Below are 22,422 nucleotides of genomic sequence, written 5' to 3'. Positions count from 1 at the left end.
TGTCGGGTTTTATTAAATCGGCGACAACATTCACTTCTTATGCTTATAAAGCCATATTGTCACAACCCCTTAGATTACAAAAGCTTTCATATCCAGCCATAAATTTGAAATAATATAGTCATATCAAAGTCATTAACCTATGTTTGACTGTCCCCTTTTTATAATTAATGAAAATAAAAGGGTCTCACATGTTAAAACATTCGTTAAAGCACTCTCTAATCGCACTCTCTGTTACGGCTATTTTGGCTGGTTGCTCACTCGATGGTGACAATGGTAAAAATGGCGCACAAGGCCCACAAGGTGTTGCAGGCGAGCAAGGACCCGCTGGCAGTAATGGAGACAATGGCCTAAACGGGCAAAGTGGCACAAATGGACAAAACGGTGCAAATGGACAAAACGGTGTAGACGGCCAAGACGCAAACCGTTTATTAGATATTCAGCTAGTCGGCCGCGCTGTACTTAACGCACAAAGCCCTGAAGGTGCCGCTGAAATTGTGGCTTATCAAGCCTCTAAAAAGTGGATTTATGCCATCAACAGCTCAGGCGATCAAGCGGTTGTAGAAGTGTTACCCGCCACGTCTTTTGACAGTGCAGTACTTGCTAAAAATAACGAAAATGTAACGACCAACACCAACCTAAGCAGTGCCTTAACACTAAAACTGAATGACCACACACCCGGCGATGCCAACAGTATTGCGATTGATAACAACAACCAAATGCTAGCCGTTGCAATGGCCGCTAAAACAACCGGTGAAGCAGGCCATATTGCATTTTATGATATCTCTGGCGATACCCCTGTATTTATCAAAAACGTACTCGTAGGTGCATTGCCTGACATGGTGACATTTAACCATGATGGTACTAAAGCCGTCGTTGCCAATGAAGGTGAACCTGCAGGTGACTACAGCGTTGACCCAGAAGGCACTATCAGTGTAATTAACATAACCAATGGCGCAGTAGCAGATACCGCCACGCACATTGACTTTAAAGCATTTAATGACAAACAAGCCGAGCTTGAAGCGCAAGGCATAGTGTTTGCTAATCCAACAGGACGCACTATTAACGGTAACTTGATTAATACCACCGTTGCGATGGATTTAGAACCTGAATATGTCAGCATCTCAAAAGATAACCGTTATGCCTACGTTTCAATCCAAGAGAACAATGCCATTGCGGTGGTTGATTTAACCGATAATAGTGTAAAACTGATGGGTCTTGGCTTTAAAGACTGGTCAAACCTAACCATGGACGCCTCAGACAAAGACGGAAAAATTAATTTTAAATCGTACCCAGGCCTATACGGCATGTATCAACCAGATACTATCTCTAACTTTTCATGGAAAGGCGCTAACTTTATTGTTAGTGCTAACGAAGGGGATGGCCGAGAATACTTCTTTGATACCACAAGCGAAGCTGATTGTACTGCCAAAGGCGGTTTAGATTACGACAAAGACGATGGCTGCTTAGCGTATATTGACGAAAGCCGCGCTAAAGATTTAACCCTTGCAGATAACTTTGCCTACCTCAACAACGACAACGATGATATTGGCCGCCTTAAAGTGACTACGGTTAAAGGTGATAACAATAACGATGGTCAATACGAGCAATTATATACTTATGGCGCACGCTCATTCACCATTTGGGATAGTAACGGTATGGTGGTATTTGATTCTGGCGACCAAATTGAGCGCATCACTGCCTCAATTCACGGCAGTGCATTTAACAACGACGAAGATACCAACGAAGGCGACACACGCTCTGATGCAAAAGGTCCAGAGCCAGAAGCGCTGGCTTTAGGCTACATTGGTGAGCGCTTATTTGCTTTTGTTGGTTTAGAGCGCATGGGTAGCGTAATGGTTTACGACATTACCAATCCTTATGACGTGAAGTTTGCGGATTACTTTTATAACCGTGGCACCGTTGAAGGCGCAGATATAAGCGGCGACTTAGCACCAGAGGGTATGGCATTTGTACCTGCTGAGCAAAGCGCTACTGGCAAACCACTACTGATTGTGGGTAATGAAATTTCTGGCTCAGTAGCCGTTTGGCAAATTGCATTGAAAGATTAGGTGCAAAAGGCTAGCGACAGCGAACGAAGTGAGTGCGCTTCTTTTGCGCAAGTTAGGTGCAAAAGTTTAATGACAAAGCGCAAAGCGCTCACATTCCTTTTGCGCAAGGTGAAATGAGCCATTTTAACTCATGTTGAGTGGAGCAGCTCACCTAGGTGCAAAAAATACCCTCTGTCGGGTGGCGCCTTCGGCTTAACCGACCTACCCCTGTAGGTCGGTTAGATACGATTTCAGCTACTATCAGCTACTATCAGCTACTAAGAATACAATTGCGATTAGCCCTCTCGCACCTGTTTAAAATAAGCCAACGTTTGCCTGATTGGGTAAAGTGACATCGCACAGATGGAGACTAAACTTGCCCCCCAGCCACCAAGTTCATATACAAGACCCAATTCATGGTAGTCAAAATAGCCTCTGGCAACCAGTTGTATAAACGAAACAGAAATAGACACTAGTAATGTATATAAACAAACACGGGTTGATACAGAAAATAAACACCGAATAAATCTATGCATAAGAAATATACTGACAATGAGAATAGTAATTACACCCACCCATGATAAGTAAAAAATTTTGATTTTACTATTTAAGTCAATGTCTAACATTAATAAATAGACTTCAAGTGGTTCAACGAGTACTTGAACCAAAAAAAAGCAAGTAACCGTAATAAAGCAAGAGTACATTTCATGTTGCTGTAATGAGTTAAGCTCGCCTTTTCTTACAAAAAATAATCGCCAGCGATAGGTCGGAAACTGCGTTACAATAAACCACAATAGGAGCAGCCCAATGTAAACTGTCATGATCATCGCTACGTGATCCAAAAACTCTATAAATGGACTCAAAGCTACCATCACTCCTGTATTTGTTTATAAATATACGGTTTTAACATGGCAGATAACGCTCAGCTTTCGCTAAAAATCACTAGCTCAGATATATACATTTAAAAAAAGCACATACAAAATGTAAAAATGGCGACTCGATGTCGCCATTTTGATTGAATGAGATTTTATATAGTCACGTTATTGCGCTGCACGTTTTTCTTTAAAATAGTCTTTTAACGACTTAATTGGGTATGAGGCTACATATGCCAAAGCGGTCAAGTTACATATCCACACGCCTAATTTGTATATTATGCTAAGTTCATGATAATCATAATAGCCTCTCGCTATCAACTGCATGCCTTGTAGCATCATAAACACTAACGTGGTGTATACGCATACTCGTGCGGCTTTAGAAAATGTACAACCGCGAACCAAATGCAAGCAAAAAAGCGTGGCGATAAACATAAATAAAAAAACCGTATTGGTCGTGTAGAACAGTTTAATTTTTTCCACTTTTTCCATTTCAAGGGATAACATAAAGTGCTCTAATTCAGAGCCTAAAATATGAAAAAGAAGAAAACAAAATGCGGTTAAAAAACACGAATAAAGCTCATGGTGTTGCACTGATGCTAAGTCTTTTTTTACACCAAAGAACAACTTCCATTTCATAGCTGTAAACTTTTTTCCCCAAAAAACCACGATAAAAAATGCAGCAATATTAAATACCCACCCTAAAGCATATAAAATCTCATTCATGTTAAGTCCTTATATTTAACTCCTAGCAAACGCAACTATAAAGAGTGGGCCAATGAGCGCCGGCGGCTTGTTGAGGTTCACCACCTTTGAGAGTCGCCCCGCCAACCTGCTGCGCATTTTCTTTCGATAGTTCTTTCAGTTTCTTTGATTTAATTGTTAGTTTCATTGAGGCTTTCATCATCCTAATCCTTATGTGTAGGCATATACCCCTCACCTCTGCGGCCAATATTAACCCAGTGTACACAACTTGGCAACATTGATTTTCGTTTGATTTACGCGCAAAGGATTGGTTTATATGAAAATATTAATATTCTCGTACCTAATACGACAAAACATTTATCGCATCAGTCAAGTTATGTTACTTTCTCACTGCCTGTTCGACAAATAAATTAGTTAATAAGTGTGACTGGTTGGTCAAGTGCTTACGTCTTTACGCTTAGCTAAAAACTCAAGACTAAATGTCTAAACCCCAACTTATCTTAAACGAGACGCACTTTGCCCAACCGGCCTACAAATTTACCACCGCAACTGTTTGCCGCGCCCCACCTGTTTGCCGTACACTCAAACTATTATTATTTAAATTCACCGAGGCATGTGTGTCGTCAGCCAATCAAAAACCAACGGGCTTTTTTAGCCAGCTTATTTTTAACATTATTATTCCTGTGGTAATTTTAACCCGCTTTTCTGGGGCTGAGTACTTAGGGCCAACGCTTGGGGTGATTATTGCACTAATATTTCCTATTGGTTTTGGTCTGTGGGAGCGCAATAAAACCGGTAAGTTTAACTTTATCTCGGGGCTGGGCATTATTTCAGTATTGATGACGGGCGGCATTAGCCTATTGGAGCTTGACGCAAAGTATATTGCCATTAAAGAAGCCTTGATCCCCGGGCTCATTGGTGTGGCGATTATTGTCAGCCAGTACACCAAATACCCATTGCTTAAAACCATGCTGTTTAACGATAAGGTAATGGATATTCCCAAAATTGAAAACGCGCTAGAGCAAAAAGGCAACACCAGTAAGTTACCCAAAGTGCAAATCGTAGCGTCTAATATTTTAGCTGGGTCGTTCTTTTTATCGTCAGTACTTAATTACGTATTAGCGAAAATGATTGTGGTAAGCCCAGCAGGCACTGAGGCATACAATAATGAGCTAGGCCGCATGACAGCAATTAGTTATCCAGTGATTATGGTGCCCAGTATGATCTTGTTCTTTTTAGCGCTCTATTACTTGTTTTCTTCTCTTAAAAAGCTCACCGGCTTAAAGGTTGAAGAAATGTTGATTGAACAATAAACATCACGTTAATACAGTTGCTCTTGCATTAAAGAGCAACGCTCCTATAAATATCATGCTCATTTTGAGCTAATTCAAGCACCATCTTATCGATGGCTGCAATGACGACTTCTGGTTCAGTTACTTGTACAAAATGCCCACTCTCATTACACACATACTGTGTGGTGTATGGTGCTAGTTTAAGTAACTCTTTTTGATACTCTAAATGTATATCAAACGCTGCTTGTGGTACAAATGGCATTTTTTTGGCCCCTGATAGTACCGCCACAGGAATGGCTGGAAAGTCGCCAGCTTGGGTAATTTGCAACACGGTTTCATCAATACACTCATCTTCAGAGTGTTTATACTTATCGAATAGCTTTTCAATCTTTTTTACCCCCTCATTAATTACACGAAGTGGCAAAGGCGCAGTAAATAGGCGCTGCGCGGCAATTTCTTCTGGATGAGGCGCATCAACAAACACCACACCAGACACTTCATCAGGGTATGTTCGGGCATATAAATTTGCATAAAGCCCACCCAGTGAGTGACCAACTAATAAATAAGGCGGCGTAATGTCAAGTTCGGCTAATAAGTCTCTGAGCTGATCTACAATCACTTTACCCAATTGATGTTGAAGTGCTTTTTTTGATTGCCCAACACTGAGTCGATTATAAAGCAGTATTTCGTACCTATCACTGAGGATTGTATGTACTTGGTTCCAAGTATCAAACTTCATCCTAAAACCATTAAGAAAAACAATTGACGGTTTTTTAAACCCCATTAAAGCATACTCAAACCCCTGACGACTTATCATCACATCACTCCCTGATTATTTATTACTCTCAATGTCCCATAAAACAGCAGAGTATTACCAGCTTTATTATTACTATTTTATTTCTATTTCATGCATTTAGAGTTTTAAACCTAAGTTTATTATTACTATTTACAACTTAAATACCGTTCGCTGTTTGAATACTTTAAAATCAAATGATGTGCTATACATCAGCATCATTTGATTTTAGCAAGTTAAGCACCGCATCAGAGTGCTGCTTTTTAGGTAAAGAAATAGCATAAAAGTGCTCAAAGGAGCTGGGCAACGCTTGATACTCTTCTAAGCTACCATTTTTTAACTCATCTAATACCACTAATGGCGGTAATACAGCGCACGCTCCACTATCACGACTCAACAAACGCAACATCGCCATATCGTCTGCCTCAGCTAAAATATTTGCTTTGTATTGGTTTATTGCACAAATAGAATCAAAGGCTGAGCGCACTTCTGTATTGGGTGCGGGTAAAACCCAATTAACTCCCTCGTAACCCTGCGGAAAGGGCTTGGTCGGTTTTTGGCCTTTTGGCCCAACAATTGAGATGGGTTGACGACGCAACAGCTGATGTTGCCAAGCTTGTTGGTTGTTGTCGTTACCCACCATACGATTAGTCAATACAAAGTCAAACTCATGGTTTATCAAGCCATCGAGTAAATTCACTAACCCTCTGCTTGAGAGCTTAAGCTGTATATTTTGCGCTGCCAGTAACGGCGCAATAAGCCCTTCAACAAAGTTTCGTGACAAATGCGTTAACACCCCTATCGAAATAGATTGCTTAGTTGATACCACCCCAAATTTTAGTAACTGCTCAAGTTCATCACCGGTGCTAAATATATCTTGTGCATACGTCAAAACACGTTGTCCAGCATCCGTTAAGCGTAACGTACGACCCACTCTATCAAATAGCTTTACACCGTAGCGCTGCTCTAATGAGCGAATTTGCGTAGACAATGCCGATTGTGATAAATGCAGCTCTTTGGCTACCTGAGTTAAGTTACCAAGCGTGGCAACTCGCCAAAAATAATACAAATGATGGTAGTTAAGTCTATTCATAAATGTTCTCTTATTTAGAACGTTTGATTAAAATATATGTATTTTATTTTATCAAGTACATTCGGGCACAATGTGGTCACTATTGATGGAGACACCGCATGCTTGAGTATTTTGTAACTGCATTATTACTACTGGTGCCACTTGCACCAATGATAATTGGCTTTTGGTCTGGCTGGACTGTACAAAACGACACCCTTATTGCTAAAAAAGCGCTGCTGTGCTTGAAAATAAGTATTACATCTTTTGCTGTCTTGGCTGCTATTTCACTATTTTCGTCGACGAGTATTACTCCTGATCTTTGGCGTTTAACCCCTTTAACTTGGGTGATCACCACGTTGGTACTGGGGATAGGATTTGTCGTCACGCGCTTTAGTCGCCAATATATGTATGGCGAACCCCGTCTTGGTTATTACTATCGCTGGCTTTTACTTACATTATCGGCGGTATTAATCACCGTACTCGCTAATAATTTACTGCTATTGCTATTTGGCTGGGTGTTAATCAGCCTCTCTTTGCACAGATTACTGGTGTTTTACCCTAACCGAGCGAGAACCCAACTCGCTGCTCATAAAAAATTCATTATTGCTCGTATCAGTGAGCTCAGCCTAGCATTGGCATTTTGGCTACTTTACGAACAGGCAGGTAGCGCCAATATCACCACCATTTTAAACATGCTACAAACAGGTGGCCTCGCACCATCAACGAGTCTTACCTTGGCAGCGTGTTTTATCGCACTCACAGCCATACTTAAATGCGCACAATTGCCGGTTCATGGTTGGCTTATTCAAGTGGTGGATGCACCCACTCCAGTCAGTGCTTTGTTACATGCTGGCGTCATTAATTTAGGCGGTTATTTATTAATATTATTTTCCCCGGTTATGCAGCAAAGCCCGTTGGCAAATAGCTTACTGCTGGGGGTAGCGGGTATCAGTTTGTTGTTAAGCGCGCTTATCATGCAAACCCGCGTGAGTATTAAGGTTAAGCTTGCTTGGTCAACCAGCGCCCAAATGGGCTTTATGCTGGTTGAATGTGCATTGGGCTTTTATGAACTGGCGCTATTGCACCTTGTTGCCCATTCGCTTTACAAAGCGCATGCCTTTTTATTTGCCGGTAGCACCGTACAGCAATATCAACATGTATTACTCGCGCAGCAAAATAACCACTCTTACACCCGATTGGCTTTAAGTGCCATGGCCGGTGGTATGTTGGTGTTCGGCGCTTCATTACTGGTACATAGTGCTTGGTCACTGTGGCTATTACTCGGTATTGGGCTAAGTCTTCATATATACACACAAGCTTACTCCATCAAAAACCAGCTTGTGGCACTGGCAGGCGCTGTACTGATGACTGCACTCATTGTTACTTGGAAATTATTTGCCAGCAGCTGGTTTGGTTTACCCGAAGTAAAAACTGTGAGTATTTGGGCTGATATGTACTTAATAATTATTGTTATTGCACTGCTTGTACTCACTCAAGCCTTAAGCAAAAAGCAAAAAAATGGCGCAACCTCTGGTTTGCAAAATGCCTTTTTTGCAGGCTTGTATCTTGATGAGTGGTTTACCCGCTTTACCCAACGCGTGTGGCCTATCAACTTAACACCTGCGAATATGACACACTCACATAATGCCAAATAAGGACTTGACGATGAATACTGCGTTAAATACAGCACACTTATCAAAAACGCCTGCATTGCTTGAAACACTGCAAAACGTCAGTCTACAAGTTGCACCGAGTTGGCCGCTTGATCAAATGATAGCCGTTAACCCTTACTGGCAAATGCGTGATATGCCCATTGAGCAAGTAGCAACTCAACTCAAAGCCACCAGCAATATAGACTTACTTTGGCCCTGCAAGCATTATGTAGTGCAATATCATGAAGGTCACATTTCAACACAGGCGATAGAGCAAGCACTACAAGCTCATCCAACGCTTAAGCATTTAAGTGTTAGTCAGTTTGTTATTGAATCAACCAACACCGCGACACTTGAGCGCCATGATATTTCTTTTACATCTTATGTGGAGCAGCAAAGTAGCAATACTCAGTTGAGCATTTCACAAGAGTTAAACTCACATATTAGCCAATTTTGTGCATGGTATTTTCAGCACCATGACAGCCAACCATCACAGCAACTCTCTGGACATTTATATTCGCAATATCAAAACTTTGTAGCGCAAGATCAAGGCTTGTCTATGCTACTTGACATTAAGGCCCTGCATAAAAAATATGCAGACTTACCTGAGTCTGCCCAAGCACTTATCAGCCAATGTGAACAGGCTTTTGAACTACCCAATAAAGCATGGCCTTATTACGCGCAAAATTTATTGTTGCAGCTAAATGGTTGGGCCAGCTGGGTTGCCTATCTAAATTGGCAAGCCAACCTGTATGGTAAACCAGCCGCATGGCATTTAGATCTTATTGCAATTAAATTAGGGTGGGAGCTGGTTTTATTTGAACACCTGCAACAGCAAGACAGCGCTGAATTTGTTCAAACTAACCAGCATTGGCAATTTGCACTTGAGCATTTTGAGCCACGTTTATCGGCTATTGCTCAACATCAAAGTTATCAATTTGTTTGGTGGCGTGCCAAAGAAATTGAGTATCAAACAGCGCTGGCTAAAAAGCTGCAAACTCCAGCGCCTCAAAACCCCCAACAAAGTACGCAACTACAGGCAGTGTTTTGTATTGATGTGCGTTCAGAAGTTTTACGTCGCCATTTAGAGCGTCAAGACGCACATATTGAAACACATGGGTTTGCGGGCTTTTTTGGCCTACCTATAGAGCTTAAACTAAAAGATAACCCTTTAAAGCGGCCGCAACTTCCGGGGTCGCTCGCACCAGTGCTATCAGTATCTCCGATAAATACACCATATTCGCTAATTTCATCTGGCCACCAAGCTGGTAGCTGGGATCAGGTATTTAAACATCCAGCAAGCTCTCTACCAATCGTTGAAAGTGCTGGGTGGCTGGCATTGGTCAATATTATTAAACGCACCATTTACCCAAAAAAATCTAACAAGGTACTGTGCGCGGTAGGTCAAACTGATGACTGGCTAATAGAGCAAGAGGGACTTGAGTTAAGCACGGCACAAAAAGCAGATTTAGCACAAAAAGTACTGCACTTGCTCGGCTTTAAAACCTACGCCCCGGTGGTACTTTTGGTGGGCCATGCTAGTCACAACGAAAACAACTTACATGCCGCAAGTTTGGATTGCGGCGCATGTGGTGGCCAAAGTGGTGAAGTAAATGTACGCGTTCTGTGCGCGCTGCTAAATGATGAAAATGTGCGTAACGAGCTTGCTAACAGGCATGTTGCCCTACCAAACACGACCCGTTTCACTCCCGCGATACACAATACCACCACGGATGAGGTAACCTTGTTATCGCAAGAAAGAGAGCAAATAAGCCAGTGGCTTAACCAAGCTACCATCGCCACTCAAAAAGAGCGTGCGATAAGTCAATCACAAGCTAATGAGCAAGATATACAATCGTTACCGCACACACTAAATCGCCGCCAACTTGATTGGTCAGAAACGCGCCCAGAATGGGGGCTTGCAAATAACAGTGCATTTATTATCGGCCCGCGTGAGTTAACGCGTGCCACAGATTTTAATGGCCGCACATTTTTGCACTCATATGACGAATCTCTTGATACAGACGGCAGCACCCTAGAGTTACTACTTACCGCGCCGATGCTGGTCACCAACTGGATAAATATGCAATATAATGCCTCGGTCACCGCACCAGATAAACTAGGCAGTGGTAACAAAGTGCTGCATAACGCGGTAGGTGGGCATATCGGTGTATTTGAAGGACAAGGTGGTGACCTAAGAGTAGGTTTGCCTTTACAATCAGTACACAATGGTCATGAATGGATGCACGAACCGATGCGACTCACCGTGGTCGTGCGCGCATCTAAAACCGCCCTTGAGCACATTATTAACAAACACCCAGACGTGAAACAGCTTATTGATAACGGTTGGATTTACTTATGGCAATGGTCAAATACAGGCCTGCAACAATGGTCTAATGGTAAGTGGAAAGTGCGTTAAAATAACACTATCAGCAGCGCAATAAATATCAGGTATTTATTGCGCTGCTTGCTCTCAATCAAATGAAAAAAACGAAGTTAAACACCCTCGTGTATCGATTATTTTTTTAGCGATGTTAAGTCATCAATAAGGTCTTCTAGCTCTTCAACTAAATGACGGCGTTGCTTATCAGACATAGTACTGAAAATATCAGCTAAAAATTGGTAGTCATGTTGCCTATTGTGGGCAATGCGCTGTTTTAGTTCAGCAGATCTCAATTGTTCTGGCTCACTCAATAAATTTAATAACCTTGCTTCAAATTCTTTATCTCTATTTGGCTGCATAAACAAGGCCTTGAGTTGCGCTTGATAGTCAATCCTATATTGATACCACAATTCAGCAGTTGTCATTTGCTTATCATACAATGTGACAATCATATTTTCTTGCTCGTCACTTAAATTACCTAACCAGCGCTGTAAGTTATTTTCTCGATTTTTCAACCAACGCTTCTTGCGCTTTTTAGCTGAGCGCTTGTCTCGTTTTTCTTTGCTGTCTAATTCTGATTCAGCCAACTGTGCGAACAACTCAAGTGCTTGCTCTTGAGTAAGCATGGGTGCCATGGCCACCAAGTCAGGTGTTAATTTATCTCTTAGTCGAACCCAGTGAGAGCGCATTTTATTTTGCAGGCTTTCAATACGCTGTGCAGAGATATTACCCGTTTCGACATCCGCCTTTATTTCATTTAGTTGAGCCACATACTTATCTAGTTCTTCACTTTTATGCCAGCTTAACCATTGCTGCAAATGCTCATCAAAGTGCTCCTCTTGCTCATCTGTCAACGAAATATAATCATCTACATACCAGTAAGTCAGCCAGTCTGCATTGCGATAGGCAAACTTTGTTGAGCACCCTGCAATGGTGAGTAACGCGAGCAATATTATTATTTTTTTCATTTTTAATCCTCTAAAGCACTTAATGGCTATTAGTCTATACCTGTGCTTTGCAAAAACGGATTAAAAAAATGTCTACAAATATGTCAATGCAATACATTTGGTGTTTATCACACTCAAATATGCTTGCAAACTCACTGTTTGTAGCAATTATTGCAAAATATAGTGAGTACTTTTTGTTACAAATGCCTTATTGCACAGACTTTAATGCAGCCAAAGCCTGTGATGCTTTTTCAGTTTGTACAAAAATATGGTCATGATAAAAACCTGCTATGACATTTGCACTGATATCATAGCTTGCCAATTTATTTGCAAAAGCAGCGGTTAAACCAACTGCATCAAGGCTTGAATGGACGCTTAACGTAATACATTTAAATACCGACTCATAGGAGTAATTAAATTGATCAGCCATAGATTTGCTAACCACCAGCGTCATGCCTTCTTGCTCCAAAAACATCGCCTTTGGGCTTAATTGTGCGGCATCGCCATATTGACCACCGGCAACACTAATAAACACATACTCCTCATCCAAAAGCTCAGGCTCCATGGTGCTAAGTAATATGGCTAAGTTAGTTTCTCCTGACATTACGACCTCTATTTGTTCATTAATTTTTTAAATACGTAATAATTACGCGTGAATCCTCAATAGCCAGTCAGCTCAGCGTACCCTTTTCCTTCAAAGCCACCCGTTGCTGTCACACGTCCTTCCCAATATGGAAATATCAGCTTGTTTCGCGCATCTTTTGTTACCGTTTCAATAACGATTGGCTTGTGACCTTTTAGAGTAACTTGCCATTTACTCGGATATTGGCTGCCATCAAGCTTAATATGTTCAAGTACTGACAAGGAAATATGCGCTTTAGGGATAGCGCTAGTCTGACCATCTTTTGCTATGTGTGTGCCACTACAATACTCATAATTTTGCGCTTTGCCGCGAATACAAAACAACATTAAGCCCTGCTTATTTGGTGTGTCACTGACCAAGCTAAACCAGTCCCAACCAAGCTGCTGTTTATCAATTAAACTGGCTGACCACTCTCTGTCATACCAAGCGTTGCCAGTCACTTTATAAGTCTTTCCGGCAAAGGTTACACTGCCATTAACGTCTAAAAACGGGTAACTAAAATAATACGACGCGTGACCACTTTGCGTTTTTTGACTATAGCCTTGCTCTCCATGCAAGGTAATTGGGCTGTTACTTAATGATAAATCAACGCCCTCCCCCTCATACACAGCCTGTAGTCGAAGGGGTAAAAAGTCTTCACCTACACTGCTTAAATGCCAATCATCAATTTTGGCACTAAATGGCACGCTGCTTATTTGCGCTTGCTGTGCACGGGCAAAGCGTTCGTAGGCTTTATGCTGTTGTTTGTGTTGAACGGCAAAATGAGCAAAATACAGATTATTATCCCACCAAGGGGAATTTATTTTACTTGGTAATAGCGCGCGAAATAACGTCCATTGCACACCAAAGCTCTCACCACTTTCGCTTTGCAAATTAGCGGTTACATACCACCACTCAATACCTTGTTCCACATGCGGGCCATGATCTTTTGGAAACACCAAAGGCACCCCTTTTTTAACCACAGCTCCCTGCGCTGAATGCCAAGCATGCTGGTTTGGTTGGTTTGGTTGGTTTGGTTGGCATGCCCACAGTAATACACATGGCAATATTAGCCACAACTTTGAAACCATATTATGAGCGCTCCTTTGCACACAGTTGCGTTAATCTAGCGACAGGCAAGTACGCGCATGCCACAGCGACCAACACCAGCGTTAGGCAGGTTAAAAGTAGTGCGCCCACATCTAAGCTAAAATAAATCGTCCAACCGAATGCTATCGGCATCACAAACTCCAGTAACGCCATGCCTAATAGTAAACCTAATGGAATCGCAAAACAGGCCGTAAATAAAACAATACCCGCCGTTTGTAGTAGCTTCATAACCAGCATTTGTTGGCGTGTTACCCCTAAATTTCTAAGCACCACGAGCTGCTTTAATTGCTGTGCACTGAGACTAAGTAGGCTGGTGCATAAGCTTGCCAGTGCAATGGCTAAAATAAAGCCATTGAGCGCTTTAGTCACGACAAACGTATCGTCAAATAATGATTTGGCAATGCTTTTAAAGCGCTGATTAGGTGTAATTTGTGTGCTATCAATATGCAGCTCATTGACAAGATATTCGCTAAACTGGGCAACAGAAGTGGTACTAGCAAGCTTTATTGCATAGCCATAAAAAACGCTATGTAGGCCACTTTCTCGCATTCGCGTTTCAAGCGTTAACAACGACATACTTGGGTTACCATAATCGTAAAAAAAACCGCTAACACGGCAAGTGAAATGTTGTTCATTTTGTACAAATGTCAGTGTTTTACCTAGTTCAACACCATATTTAATTGCACTTTGCTCATTAGCTAAACAACCATTGTGTTTGAAGTGCTCGATGCTTACCCGCTCACCCGTTGTCATCGAAATATGTTGATAAAACTGTGCGTTTTTACCATAACTGGCCAACTTGGTTGGTTGAGTGCCCACTCGCCCCTCGCTTTGCAAGTAACTACTCAATAGTGCAACCTGTGAATGTGCTTTTAACTCACTGACAAGGGCATCATTTTGCGCTTTTAGAGGCAAGTAAATATCGGCGCTGAGTTGTTTTTCTAAGTGTGCATTAAGCGTTTCGCTAAAGCTTTTTACCATCACTTGCATACCAATGGCGCTACCCAAGGCCACTAAAATTGCCACAATAGCGATATGTAAATCTTTAAGATGTGTGCGAGTATCAGCATGTAACCATTGATAAAGTGGGTTAGTTAGCGAAAGAGGTATCCAAAGCAAAGCCCTTAAACATTTTGGTACTAACAATACAAACAACAGCATTAAACACAAACATAATGCCAGCGCTTGAAACTCAGTATGTGCAAACAGGCTTAGCCAAATAAGCAACGCAGTTATAACCACTAATATCAGGTAAAAAAAAGCGTTACTTTGTTGTGCAAAGCGCCTAGTTTGCGCCACCAACATCACAACAAATGCCATTAAATTAAGAGCAAACCCCAGTAATACATTAAACCACTGCCAACTAACAACCAATGCCTTATCAAGCTGATATAATCCAACTAAAGTGCGATTAACATCAATAACTAGCGCATTAGCAATCACAAAACCACCCAATGTACCCAGCAAAGCAGTTAGCAAACTCAAAGCGATTAATTCAATTGCTAGACTGACTGATATACCGAGTTTGGTACACCCCAATAAATGCATTTGTGTTAGCAGTTTTTCTCTTGCACTGAGTGTCAACTTAATTGCATTAAAGCTTAAAAATGCCGCCACCACATAACCTAACATGGCTAATGCACTTAAATTAAAAAAGAAAGCTTGAGATAACACATCAAAATTTTGCTGATCAGCACGTACTAACTGAGCTTTGCCATCAAGCAGCTTTTTAGCAACAGCGGCTTGTTCTTGCGATAAATCTGACAGCTCAATGAAACTCAGCTTTCCTTGAGCATTTAGTAGTTGATCCGCATAAGCAATATCAGTAATCGCCCAAAGCCCTATGCCCTCTTGAAAACGAATATCAGGCTGCCCCTGTTCATGCTCAAAATTAAACTCAATCCGATTTTCAGAGTCACTATAAAGGCGAGGTTTAAACTGCGAGTCTACTAACAATGTTGATAAAGAAAACTCGGCATCAGGTTGCCCTTTACCTGCTTGTTGCTGCAATTGATTGGGCATATTGTTGGACATAGTTATCCACTGCAACGTATCCACACCCTGTATCGCTATATTTTGTCCGTTTTCAGTGGTTAAATTTCCTCGTAGCACAGGCCAAGCATTAACAAAACCATGTCTGCGTAACGATAGCCATATTTGGCCATTGATATAAGATTGACCAATAAGCGGCTTTACAATATGAGACACCGGGCTGTTTACTAAAGCAGAAGAGTGCTCATAACGCGTTTTTGCTTCTTGATTTAACCCTGTAATTGCTGTGAGCAATGCGCTGCCCAAGCTAAAACCCAACACAAACAATGCTAGCAGCCAAGGATGGCGGCGATAAAATGCGATATGTGTCGCAATAACTAATTTTATCTCGTTATTCAAACTGACCATCTCTTAGCACTTTCACATTATCAAAGTAGTCAGTGAGTTGGTGACTATGCGTTACCATTACTAAACTTATTTGCCGTGCTTGGCATAACTCCATCAGCAATTTAACCACTTGATGAGAGCGTTGCTGATCTAGGTTCCCGGTAGGCTCATCAGCAAGAATAATGCTTGGTTTATTCAAAATGGCTCGGGCAATCCCTACACGCTGCTGCTCTCCCCCAGATAACTGATGGGGCAACGCGCTTAATTTATTATATAAACCCAACTTTTGAACCAGTTCATCAAACTGTGCAGGCACTTGATCAGTAAAGTTCAAGTTATGCTGAAATAAAATATTTTGCTTTACCGTTAGACAGTCAAGCAGTTGATAATGCTGAAATATAAGACCAATTTTACGGCGGTACAATGCCAATTGCTGCTCATTCAACTGAGATAACTCTAAGCCATTTACTTTAACCGAGCCGCTGTCGGGCTTGAGGAGCCCAGCAAGAATATGCAATAAAGTGGTCTTGCCACAACCACTGTCACCCAATAAAGCCAAATGCTGCGACTGAGGTACATCAAGAGTGAGTCCATTAAAAATAGTATGCTTTTCACCCCCATCAGCCCGGCTAAAAAACAAATTTGATACTTCTATCACGATATCTCCTTTAAGCTATGAACAAAGTCTAACATTGCGCTGAATAAATAAACACTTGCCTCTAAAAGGCGCAATGTATATCGCTTATTAAAGCTCTTATGTGCCTATAAAAACGGCACACTGTTTATCTCAATACAAATCACTTGTCAGCAACTAAAAAACACCCTATTGTCTAGCCCATATTATACAAACTCGTATTTCATCAAATATATAAGGCCATTGCACATGCGTGTATTAATTGTGGGAGCAGGTATCGCTGGAAGTGCTTTATTTAGATGATATTGCATTCGACTTATTTTGACCGATGAGTATCAACGTAACCTCAAAGCCAATAATGTGTAAAGAACGGCCCTCTTAATAACAACTTATCGGCACATTAACAAAGCATATAGCTCAGCTAACTATTTCTTACCTATACGTTTAAAGTCTTTATCAATAAACGCAAATGACCTTACTGGCCTTGCCTATTTTTATCACACTTGGGCAACATACAAGATTTTCCAAATCACTCTAATTTTATATAATCAGACAAAACGCCATACAAAATATTTAAGTCTATAGGTTTAGGTATGTGAGCATTAAAGCCTTGTTCTAAATAACGATTAACATCTTCAACCATAACGTTTGCAGTCAAGGCGATAACAGGAGTTGCGCGATTGATCAGGCTAATTTCGTGTTGTGCCTGAACGCCGTCCATGATAGGCATATTGATATCCATTAAGACTAAGTCAAATTTTTGTTCTTTAAAAGCATCAACAGCTAAAGCGCCATTGTCGACAAGCACAAGTTCAGCTTTAGTACCTTTCAACATGGTCGATATAAGTATCTGATTTATTTTGTTATCTTCTGCAACAAGCACATACTTCCCTTTTAAATCAGGCGGGTTAAGTGACTTTTTGAACGTCATCTCTGATTTATTTGATGCTCTAGCAAGTGGCAATATAACGTCAATCATAGTGCCACGACCAAGTTCACTGGCTAATTTTAACGAACCCTGCATCATTTTCACTAAACTCAGCGTGATAGACATTCCCAAGCCCGTACCGCCATACTGCCTTGTCGTTGAAGTATCTGCTTGTGAAAATCGATCAAATATGCGTGCTTGAACCTCTGAACTCATGCCAATACCTGAGTCTTTAATGCTTATTTGAACCGCTTGCTCATTTTTATATGCAATGCAACTGAGCTTAATCTTAACAGTACCTTGATGAGTAAATTTAACCGCATTAGAGGTCAAATTTAACAGTATCTGTTTTATCCTAACCAGATCGCCAACCCAACCATCCACATAATTTTCTTCAACTGAGACGATAAAATCTATGCCTTTATTACTTATCAACGAATCGAGGTCGTACTTAACTGACTCTATAACATCCAACAGTAAAAGGGACGCATACTCTAGCTCAATCTTATTTGACTCAATCTTCGAGTAATCCAAAATATCGTTGATGATTGTCAGTAGGCTCTTAGCTGAAAAGGCTGCATTATCGAGTACTTTGCGTAAATCAGGTTTTAATTCGGTATTTTGTAGTAACTGTAAGCCGCCTAAAATTGCATTCATTGGAGTGCGGATCTCATGGCTCATATTTGCTAAAAATTCGCCTTTTGCTTTAGCTGAATTCTCGGCCTCTTTTTTAGCCGCTTCTAGTTTCTCAATCGCATTAATTTTATCCGTTACATCATAATTAACGCCAATTACTTTTATCGGTTTGCCTGTATTGTCTTTAATCACTTCAGCACTGGCTTTTAATGTTCTTACGTTTTTATTTGGATGAATAACCCTAAACTCTGGATCGTAAATTGTATTTTCAGTAAGTGCTCTTTGCAGTGACGCCTTTGCATAGGTTATGTCATCAGGGTGCACAGCCTGTTCCCAGTATTCATACACCCCTGAGAATTGGCTTTTCGGCACACCATACAACTTAAACATCCAGTCATCCCAAATGAGCTCATTTGATATGAGATCCCATTCCCACACACCAATACCAGCAGAATCGTTTGCCAACTGCATTCTAAAAGCAAAAGAGTCAGCTTGCTCCCTAGCTTTGTGTATTTTTGCTTCCGCCTCTTTTTGTTGCGATGTATCTTGAACTACTGACCAGATAAAATCATCACCATTACTATCGGTTATCATTATGCCAGACAATAACACCGGAAAGTGGTTTCCTTTTTTATGAATATACTCTTTATGATATGGACCATAGCGCCCTTTTTCTTGCATATCACAAAGTTGCTCCTGCTCTTGTTTTTCATACTTTCGAGGTGTTAACGCCCAGTAATCCATGCTATTTAATTCATCAACAGAATACCCCGTCATGCTACCAAACTCTTTATTCACATAATGAAAAGCGCCGTCTTTCATAGCATTAATAGCAATACCAATTGGTGCTAAATTAACAAAGAGTTCAAATTTTTCTTTCTCTTGTTGATACGCTTTTTTGTAGCGCTCGATGCTTGACTGAGCCTCATCTAATAGCGCTCTAGTTGCCATTAATTCAGATATATCTCTGCCTATCGCAAGTATTAGGTTCTCACCTTGTATTTGAAATGCACTTAAAGAAACTAAACACGGAAAAATAGAACCATCAAGCCGAGAATGACGCCATTGAAATAGCTGGGGTCCTTCAGTAAAAGCTTTTTCGATATACTCATTGGCTAATACTGCAGAAGGGTTACCACAAGGCTGATATTGCGGTGAAATATCAGAAGGTGAAAGGTCCAAAAAGTTGTTTTTATCTAAAACACCGTGCATGTTTACTGCAGATTGGTTGCATTCAACAAACTTACCTGAATTTAGGTCAATAATCGATAATGCATCACCTGAGGTATCAAAAAGTGCTTTATACTTATCTCTTTCAGAAGACACGCTAGCCAGCTGCGTTCTTAGTTCTTTATTTTCTTGTTCCAAGCTCTTTTGGTGTCTACCTGACATATGCAACCTTGAGACTGACGTATATGATTAAAAATTTCACTTTAGTATTGTCAAAAGCACTATCTTGGTCAATATAAATTAGCAACCCTTTTATAGCATTACCTTATTTTTGGCTATATGTGTCTTGAGGTATGATATGGACCCCCCACAAATGGCAAAAATAAAAAGCGAAAAAGGTCAGCTATTTAAGCTGACCTAAATAGAAATGTTTATTTATGGACGCAACTGTATTTCCTGTACAGTATTCTCATCAATTAGCGAACTTGAGTAATACAGTGGAATACTGCCGTCTGCAGCCCATTCATTAGCAAGGTTTTGGTAAAATGGGCTACTAGGATTGCCCGATTGTCCTGGGGCATTCATCACTTTTGAGTTGTCCCACTCACCCACATCAATTACCATTCGCCACGTTGTGCCCGCAACAGTTGAAAAGTTGCCTGTTAAGTTATAGGCATGCCAATTTGCGTTAACGGTATCCATGGAGCCTCCTCGGCTCAGATTTTGCCATGGGTTGAAATAGCTTTGCAATGGTGCTGGCAGTAACGGCGTAATAGGGTGAACCAACCTTGCCGCATGACTTTGCCCCCATTGAGACGTTAAATTTTCAGCATCTGCTGCACATGCCAGTAAAGTTTGTGTCACTAAGTTTGTCATTTGCGCTTTGCTCAACACCGCTTCTGAATTAAATGCATTTTTTACCATATCAAGTAGCTCGGCTTGGTCACCAAAACTAGACAAATCCGCTAAATACGCGAACGCTTCGGTTGGCACTAACATACTAAGCATGCTTGGTCGTAAGTAACGATGCCACCAAACACTAAAAAAATGCGCTTGAGTGGAAGATGCCGTAAGGTCCTTGTCCCATAGTTGCAAGTCAATTAATAACTGTTGTGCAATAGAATTTGAAATACTGGCAAGTGGAATTGCTGCAATTAGTTCTGTAGCGGGAATCGAGTACGTATCTGCTTGCAGTGCTAAGCTATCATCAATACCGTGCTCATTGCTATTATCAAGCACTTCTTCGATGCGACGAAAACGGTAATCACCCGCCCATTCGTATCCAATATGAAATGGTAAGCTTGATGAAAAATTCATTTCATTGGCAGAGGCAACCCAACCTTTCTTAGGGTTATACTCAAAAGGTAAAAATTCAATTGGAATACGCCATGTCCACTCATACTTGCCATTACCCGGTACCGGCAATAAGCCATCCCAATTTGCACGGTATGGCACATAGCCTGCTGTCTTTAATGCAATATTACCTTGTATATCAGCAAAAACATGGTTCTCTGATGGGTTTTTAAATGCCCCAAGTGCACGGCGATACTGCCACCAATTTCGGGCTTTTTGATACTCTAAGCTCGCTAAATAAGGCACCATCCCAGGCTCTAGCCACGCAGCCCGAATGGCATAGAGTGCATTATTAGCATCATCACGATAAATCACCGGTCCATGCTGTGTAAACTCCAAAGTAACAAGTTCATCTTGCTGCCCTTTTACCGGAATTGCTTCCGTAATAGTCTCTATGTTTTGCCAATAGTGGCGGTATTGATAAGTATTTTTATCATTCGGGTTAAGATCATAGAAATATAAGTCTTCTTGGTCTGCAGAAAAAACCGTAAAGCCAAACGCAATATGACCATTATGACCGAGTGAAACGCCGGGTATGTAAGGTTCACCAGCACCTATCACATTCATCGTGTCAGATTTTAAGTGCACGGCGTAACGACCAGATGGCACTGAATTTACCCGATGTGGATCAGAGGCTAAAATTGCACGACCGGTGCTTGTATTTGACGGTGATATTGCCCAATTGTTGCTGCCAAGCTGCCTTTGAGCACTTGCGGTCAATGCCTCATCTTCCACTTGTTGTAACAAGGCTTTTACAGCTTGTCCTGCAGGCAGTGATGTTGAGGCTGCTTGAATTTGCTGTGAAGAAAACCTTACCCCTGATGTTGCCAACGTGTATAACTTAAGCACATCATCAGGCAAGGAGTCATAGCTAACTCCATCAGGTACTGCTGTACTATGCTCAGGTTCAAGTTTTACCCGTAAAGCATCCAATTCAAGGCTAAAGTCACGAACCATTTTTGCGCGTGTGACTTCACTATTAACATTTCGACTTAAGCCATGGCTACGAATTTTTAAAATATCATCCGCATGCCATTTCGCTGGCTGATACTCTAAAAGGCTAAATTCTACAGGCAACGCCACGGTGCCCGCATCTATCTGATCAATATAGTAGTTTATTCCTGTTACAAAGCTTTCAAGGGCTGTCGCTGCTTCAAAACCATACTGCCAACGTTCATGCTTTATGTTGCCCCGAAAAAGAAATAATCGACTGGCTTTATCCTGCTCTATAAAGGCTGGACCAAATGCCTGTGACAAAAGGCCCAACCCTTTCCTGCGCCACAAATCTATTTGCCAAAGCCTTTCTCTTGCTATATTAAAGCCCTGTGCAAAATACACATCGCTGTCGCTGCTAGCTGTAATATGCGCAATACCAAACTTGTCGATTTGTATTTTTGCAGGTGCGCTTAACTGCTCCGCTTTTAATACGGTCGATTCAATTAGCGGCACTTTAGGTGCGGCACTATTATTCGCAGCAGCGGTTAATGGAAAAAAACCCATTAACATAGCAATACCTATTTTAGTTTGTCGTTTCATTCAATGTTTCTCCTTAACGTTAATGTATGTAGAAAATATGCAAATCGATATTCATACTAATTTAGATTACATATGCTTTATTAAATTAATAATTTCATATTACGGGGAGTTTATTTGCATTAACATTAAACTAAAGTAGTGGCACACTAAGCTAAGTAAATTCAATGAAGCCATGATTAAATAAAGTAAAAAACCTAAAGTTAACATTTTTTAAATTAAAATTTAAAATCACAAACACTGATGAGTAAGATTTAATATTACTTTCAGTAAACAATACTGCATCCTACTTT

The 22,422-nt window shown here is 41.0% G+C and carries 16 protein-coding genes; 4 read left to right on the top strand and 12 right to left on the bottom strand.

Features of this window, described 5'->3' with window-relative positions:
* Nucleotides 1-188: 188 nt before the first annotated feature.
* Nucleotides 189-2,069, top strand: a complete 1,881-nt coding sequence (locus OCI93_RS02555) for a choice-of-anchor I family protein (RefSeq protein WP_261595281.1) — start codon at nucleotides 189-191, stop codon at nucleotides 2,067-2,069.
* Between the two features lie 275 nt (nucleotides 2,070-2,344).
* Here the strand turns inward: OCI93_RS02555 and OCI93_RS02550 are convergent, their stop codons facing one another.
* From OCI93_RS02550 to OCI93_RS02540, 3 genes are all read right to left on the bottom strand, one after another.
* Nucleotides 2,345-2,869, bottom strand: coding sequence for a hypothetical protein (locus OCI93_RS02550; protein WP_261625709.1), 525 nt, complete (start codon nucleotides 2,867-2,869; stop codon nucleotides 2,345-2,347).
* Between the two features lie 219 nt (nucleotides 2,870-3,088).
* Nucleotides 3,089-3,646 (bottom strand): hypothetical protein, encoded by a 558-nt coding sequence (locus OCI93_RS02545; RefSeq protein ID WP_261625708.1) that lies wholly within the window; start codon nucleotides 3,644-3,646, stop codon nucleotides 3,089-3,091.
* A 22-nt stretch (nucleotides 3,647-3,668) separates the two neighbouring features.
* Nucleotides 3,669-3,827, bottom strand: a complete 159-nt coding sequence (locus OCI93_RS02540) for a hypothetical protein (protein ID WP_261625707.1) — start codon at nucleotides 3,825-3,827, stop codon at nucleotides 3,669-3,671.
* A 277-nt stretch (nucleotides 3,828-4,104) separates the two neighbouring features.
* Between OCI93_RS02540 and OCI93_RS02535 the strand changes: the two genes are divergently transcribed.
* Complete coding sequence (locus OCI93_RS02535; RefSeq protein WP_410007611.1) at nucleotides 4,105-4,938, top strand: VC0807 family protein; 834 nt, start codon at nucleotides 4,105-4,107, stop codon at nucleotides 4,936-4,938.
* A 28-nt stretch (nucleotides 4,939-4,966) separates the two neighbouring features.
* On the opposite strand, the gene OCI93_RS02530 is transcribed toward OCI93_RS02535, so the two are convergent.
* Both OCI93_RS02530 and OCI93_RS02525 read right to left on the bottom strand, forming a co-directional pair.
* Nucleotides 4,967-5,734, bottom strand: a complete 768-nt coding sequence (locus OCI93_RS02530; RefSeq protein ID WP_261625860.1) for an alpha/beta fold hydrolase — start codon at nucleotides 5,732-5,734, stop codon at nucleotides 4,967-4,969.
* Between the two features lie 181 nt (nucleotides 5,735-5,915).
* Nucleotides 5,916-6,803: a LysR family transcriptional regulator gene (locus tag OCI93_RS02525; RefSeq protein WP_261625706.1), complete on the bottom strand. Its 888-nt coding sequence runs from the start codon at nucleotides 6,801-6,803 to the stop codon at nucleotides 5,916-5,918.
* Between the two features lie 98 nt (nucleotides 6,804-6,901).
* On the opposite strand from OCI93_RS02525, the gene OCI93_RS02520 reads away from it, so the two are divergent.
* Both OCI93_RS02520 and OCI93_RS02515 read left to right on the top strand, forming a co-directional pair.
* Nucleotides 6,902-8,437, top strand: a complete 1,536-nt coding sequence (locus OCI93_RS02520) for an NADH-quinone oxidoreductase subunit L (RefSeq protein ID WP_261625705.1) — start codon at nucleotides 6,902-6,904, stop codon at nucleotides 8,435-8,437.
* 10 nt (nucleotides 8,438-8,447) lie between these two features.
* Entirely contained in the window at nucleotides 8,448-10,853 is a 2,406-nt protein-coding gene (locus tag OCI93_RS02515) for a DUF2309 domain-containing protein (RefSeq protein WP_261625704.1), read from the top strand.
* A 98-nt stretch (nucleotides 10,854-10,951) separates the two neighbouring features.
* On the opposite strand, the gene OCI93_RS02510 is transcribed toward OCI93_RS02515, so the two are convergent.
* From OCI93_RS02510 to OCI93_RS02480, 7 genes are all read right to left on the bottom strand, one after another.
* On the bottom strand, nucleotides 10,952-11,785 hold the full coding sequence (locus OCI93_RS02510) for a DUF6279 family lipoprotein (RefSeq protein WP_261625703.1): 834 nt from the start codon (nucleotides 11,783-11,785) through the stop codon (nucleotides 10,952-10,954).
* Between the two features lie 187 nt (nucleotides 11,786-11,972).
* The gene (locus OCI93_RS02505; RefSeq protein ID WP_261625702.1) at nucleotides 11,973-12,368 is read right to left on the bottom strand and encodes an ACT domain-containing protein; all 396 of its coding nucleotides are present in this window, start codon (nucleotides 12,366-12,368) and stop codon (nucleotides 11,973-11,975) included.
* Between the two features lie 56 nt (nucleotides 12,369-12,424).
* Nucleotides 12,425-13,477, bottom strand: coding sequence for a lipocalin-like domain-containing protein (locus OCI93_RS02500; RefSeq protein ID WP_261625701.1), 1,053 nt, complete (start codon nucleotides 13,475-13,477; stop codon nucleotides 12,425-12,427).
* 1 nt (nucleotide 13,478) lies between these two features.
* Nucleotides 13,479-15,896, bottom strand: a complete 2,418-nt coding sequence (locus OCI93_RS02495; RefSeq protein WP_261625700.1) for an FtsX-like permease family protein — start codon at nucleotides 15,894-15,896, stop codon at nucleotides 13,479-13,481.
* Nucleotides 15,880-16,533 (bottom strand): ABC transporter ATP-binding protein, encoded by a 654-nt coding sequence (locus OCI93_RS02490; RefSeq protein ID WP_261625699.1) that lies wholly within the window; start codon nucleotides 16,531-16,533, stop codon nucleotides 15,880-15,882. The genes OCI93_RS02495 and OCI93_RS02490 overlap by 17 nt, the downstream gene beginning before the upstream one ends.
* 505 nt (nucleotides 16,534-17,038) lie before the next feature.
* On the bottom strand, nucleotides 17,039-19,465 hold the full coding sequence (locus OCI93_RS02485) for a PAS domain-containing hybrid sensor histidine kinase/response regulator (protein WP_261625698.1): 2,427 nt from the start codon (nucleotides 19,463-19,465) through the stop codon (nucleotides 17,039-17,041).
* A gap of 213 nt (nucleotides 19,466-19,678) precedes the next feature.
* A complete protein-coding gene (locus OCI93_RS02480; protein WP_261625697.1) occupies nucleotides 19,679-22,132 on the bottom strand; it encodes a penicillin acylase family protein in 2,454 nt (817 codons plus the stop codon).
* Nucleotides 22,133-22,422 lie beyond the last annotated feature (290 nt).

Source organism: Pseudoalteromonas holothuriae (assembly GCF_945859825.1).
In the GTDB taxonomy this organism is placed as follows: domain Bacteria; phylum Pseudomonadota; class Gammaproteobacteria; order Enterobacterales; family Alteromonadaceae; genus Pseudoalteromonas; species Pseudoalteromonas holothuriae.
The sequence above is the reverse complement of the archived record's forward strand: the minus strand, read 5'-3'. Positions and strand labels throughout refer to the sequence as shown.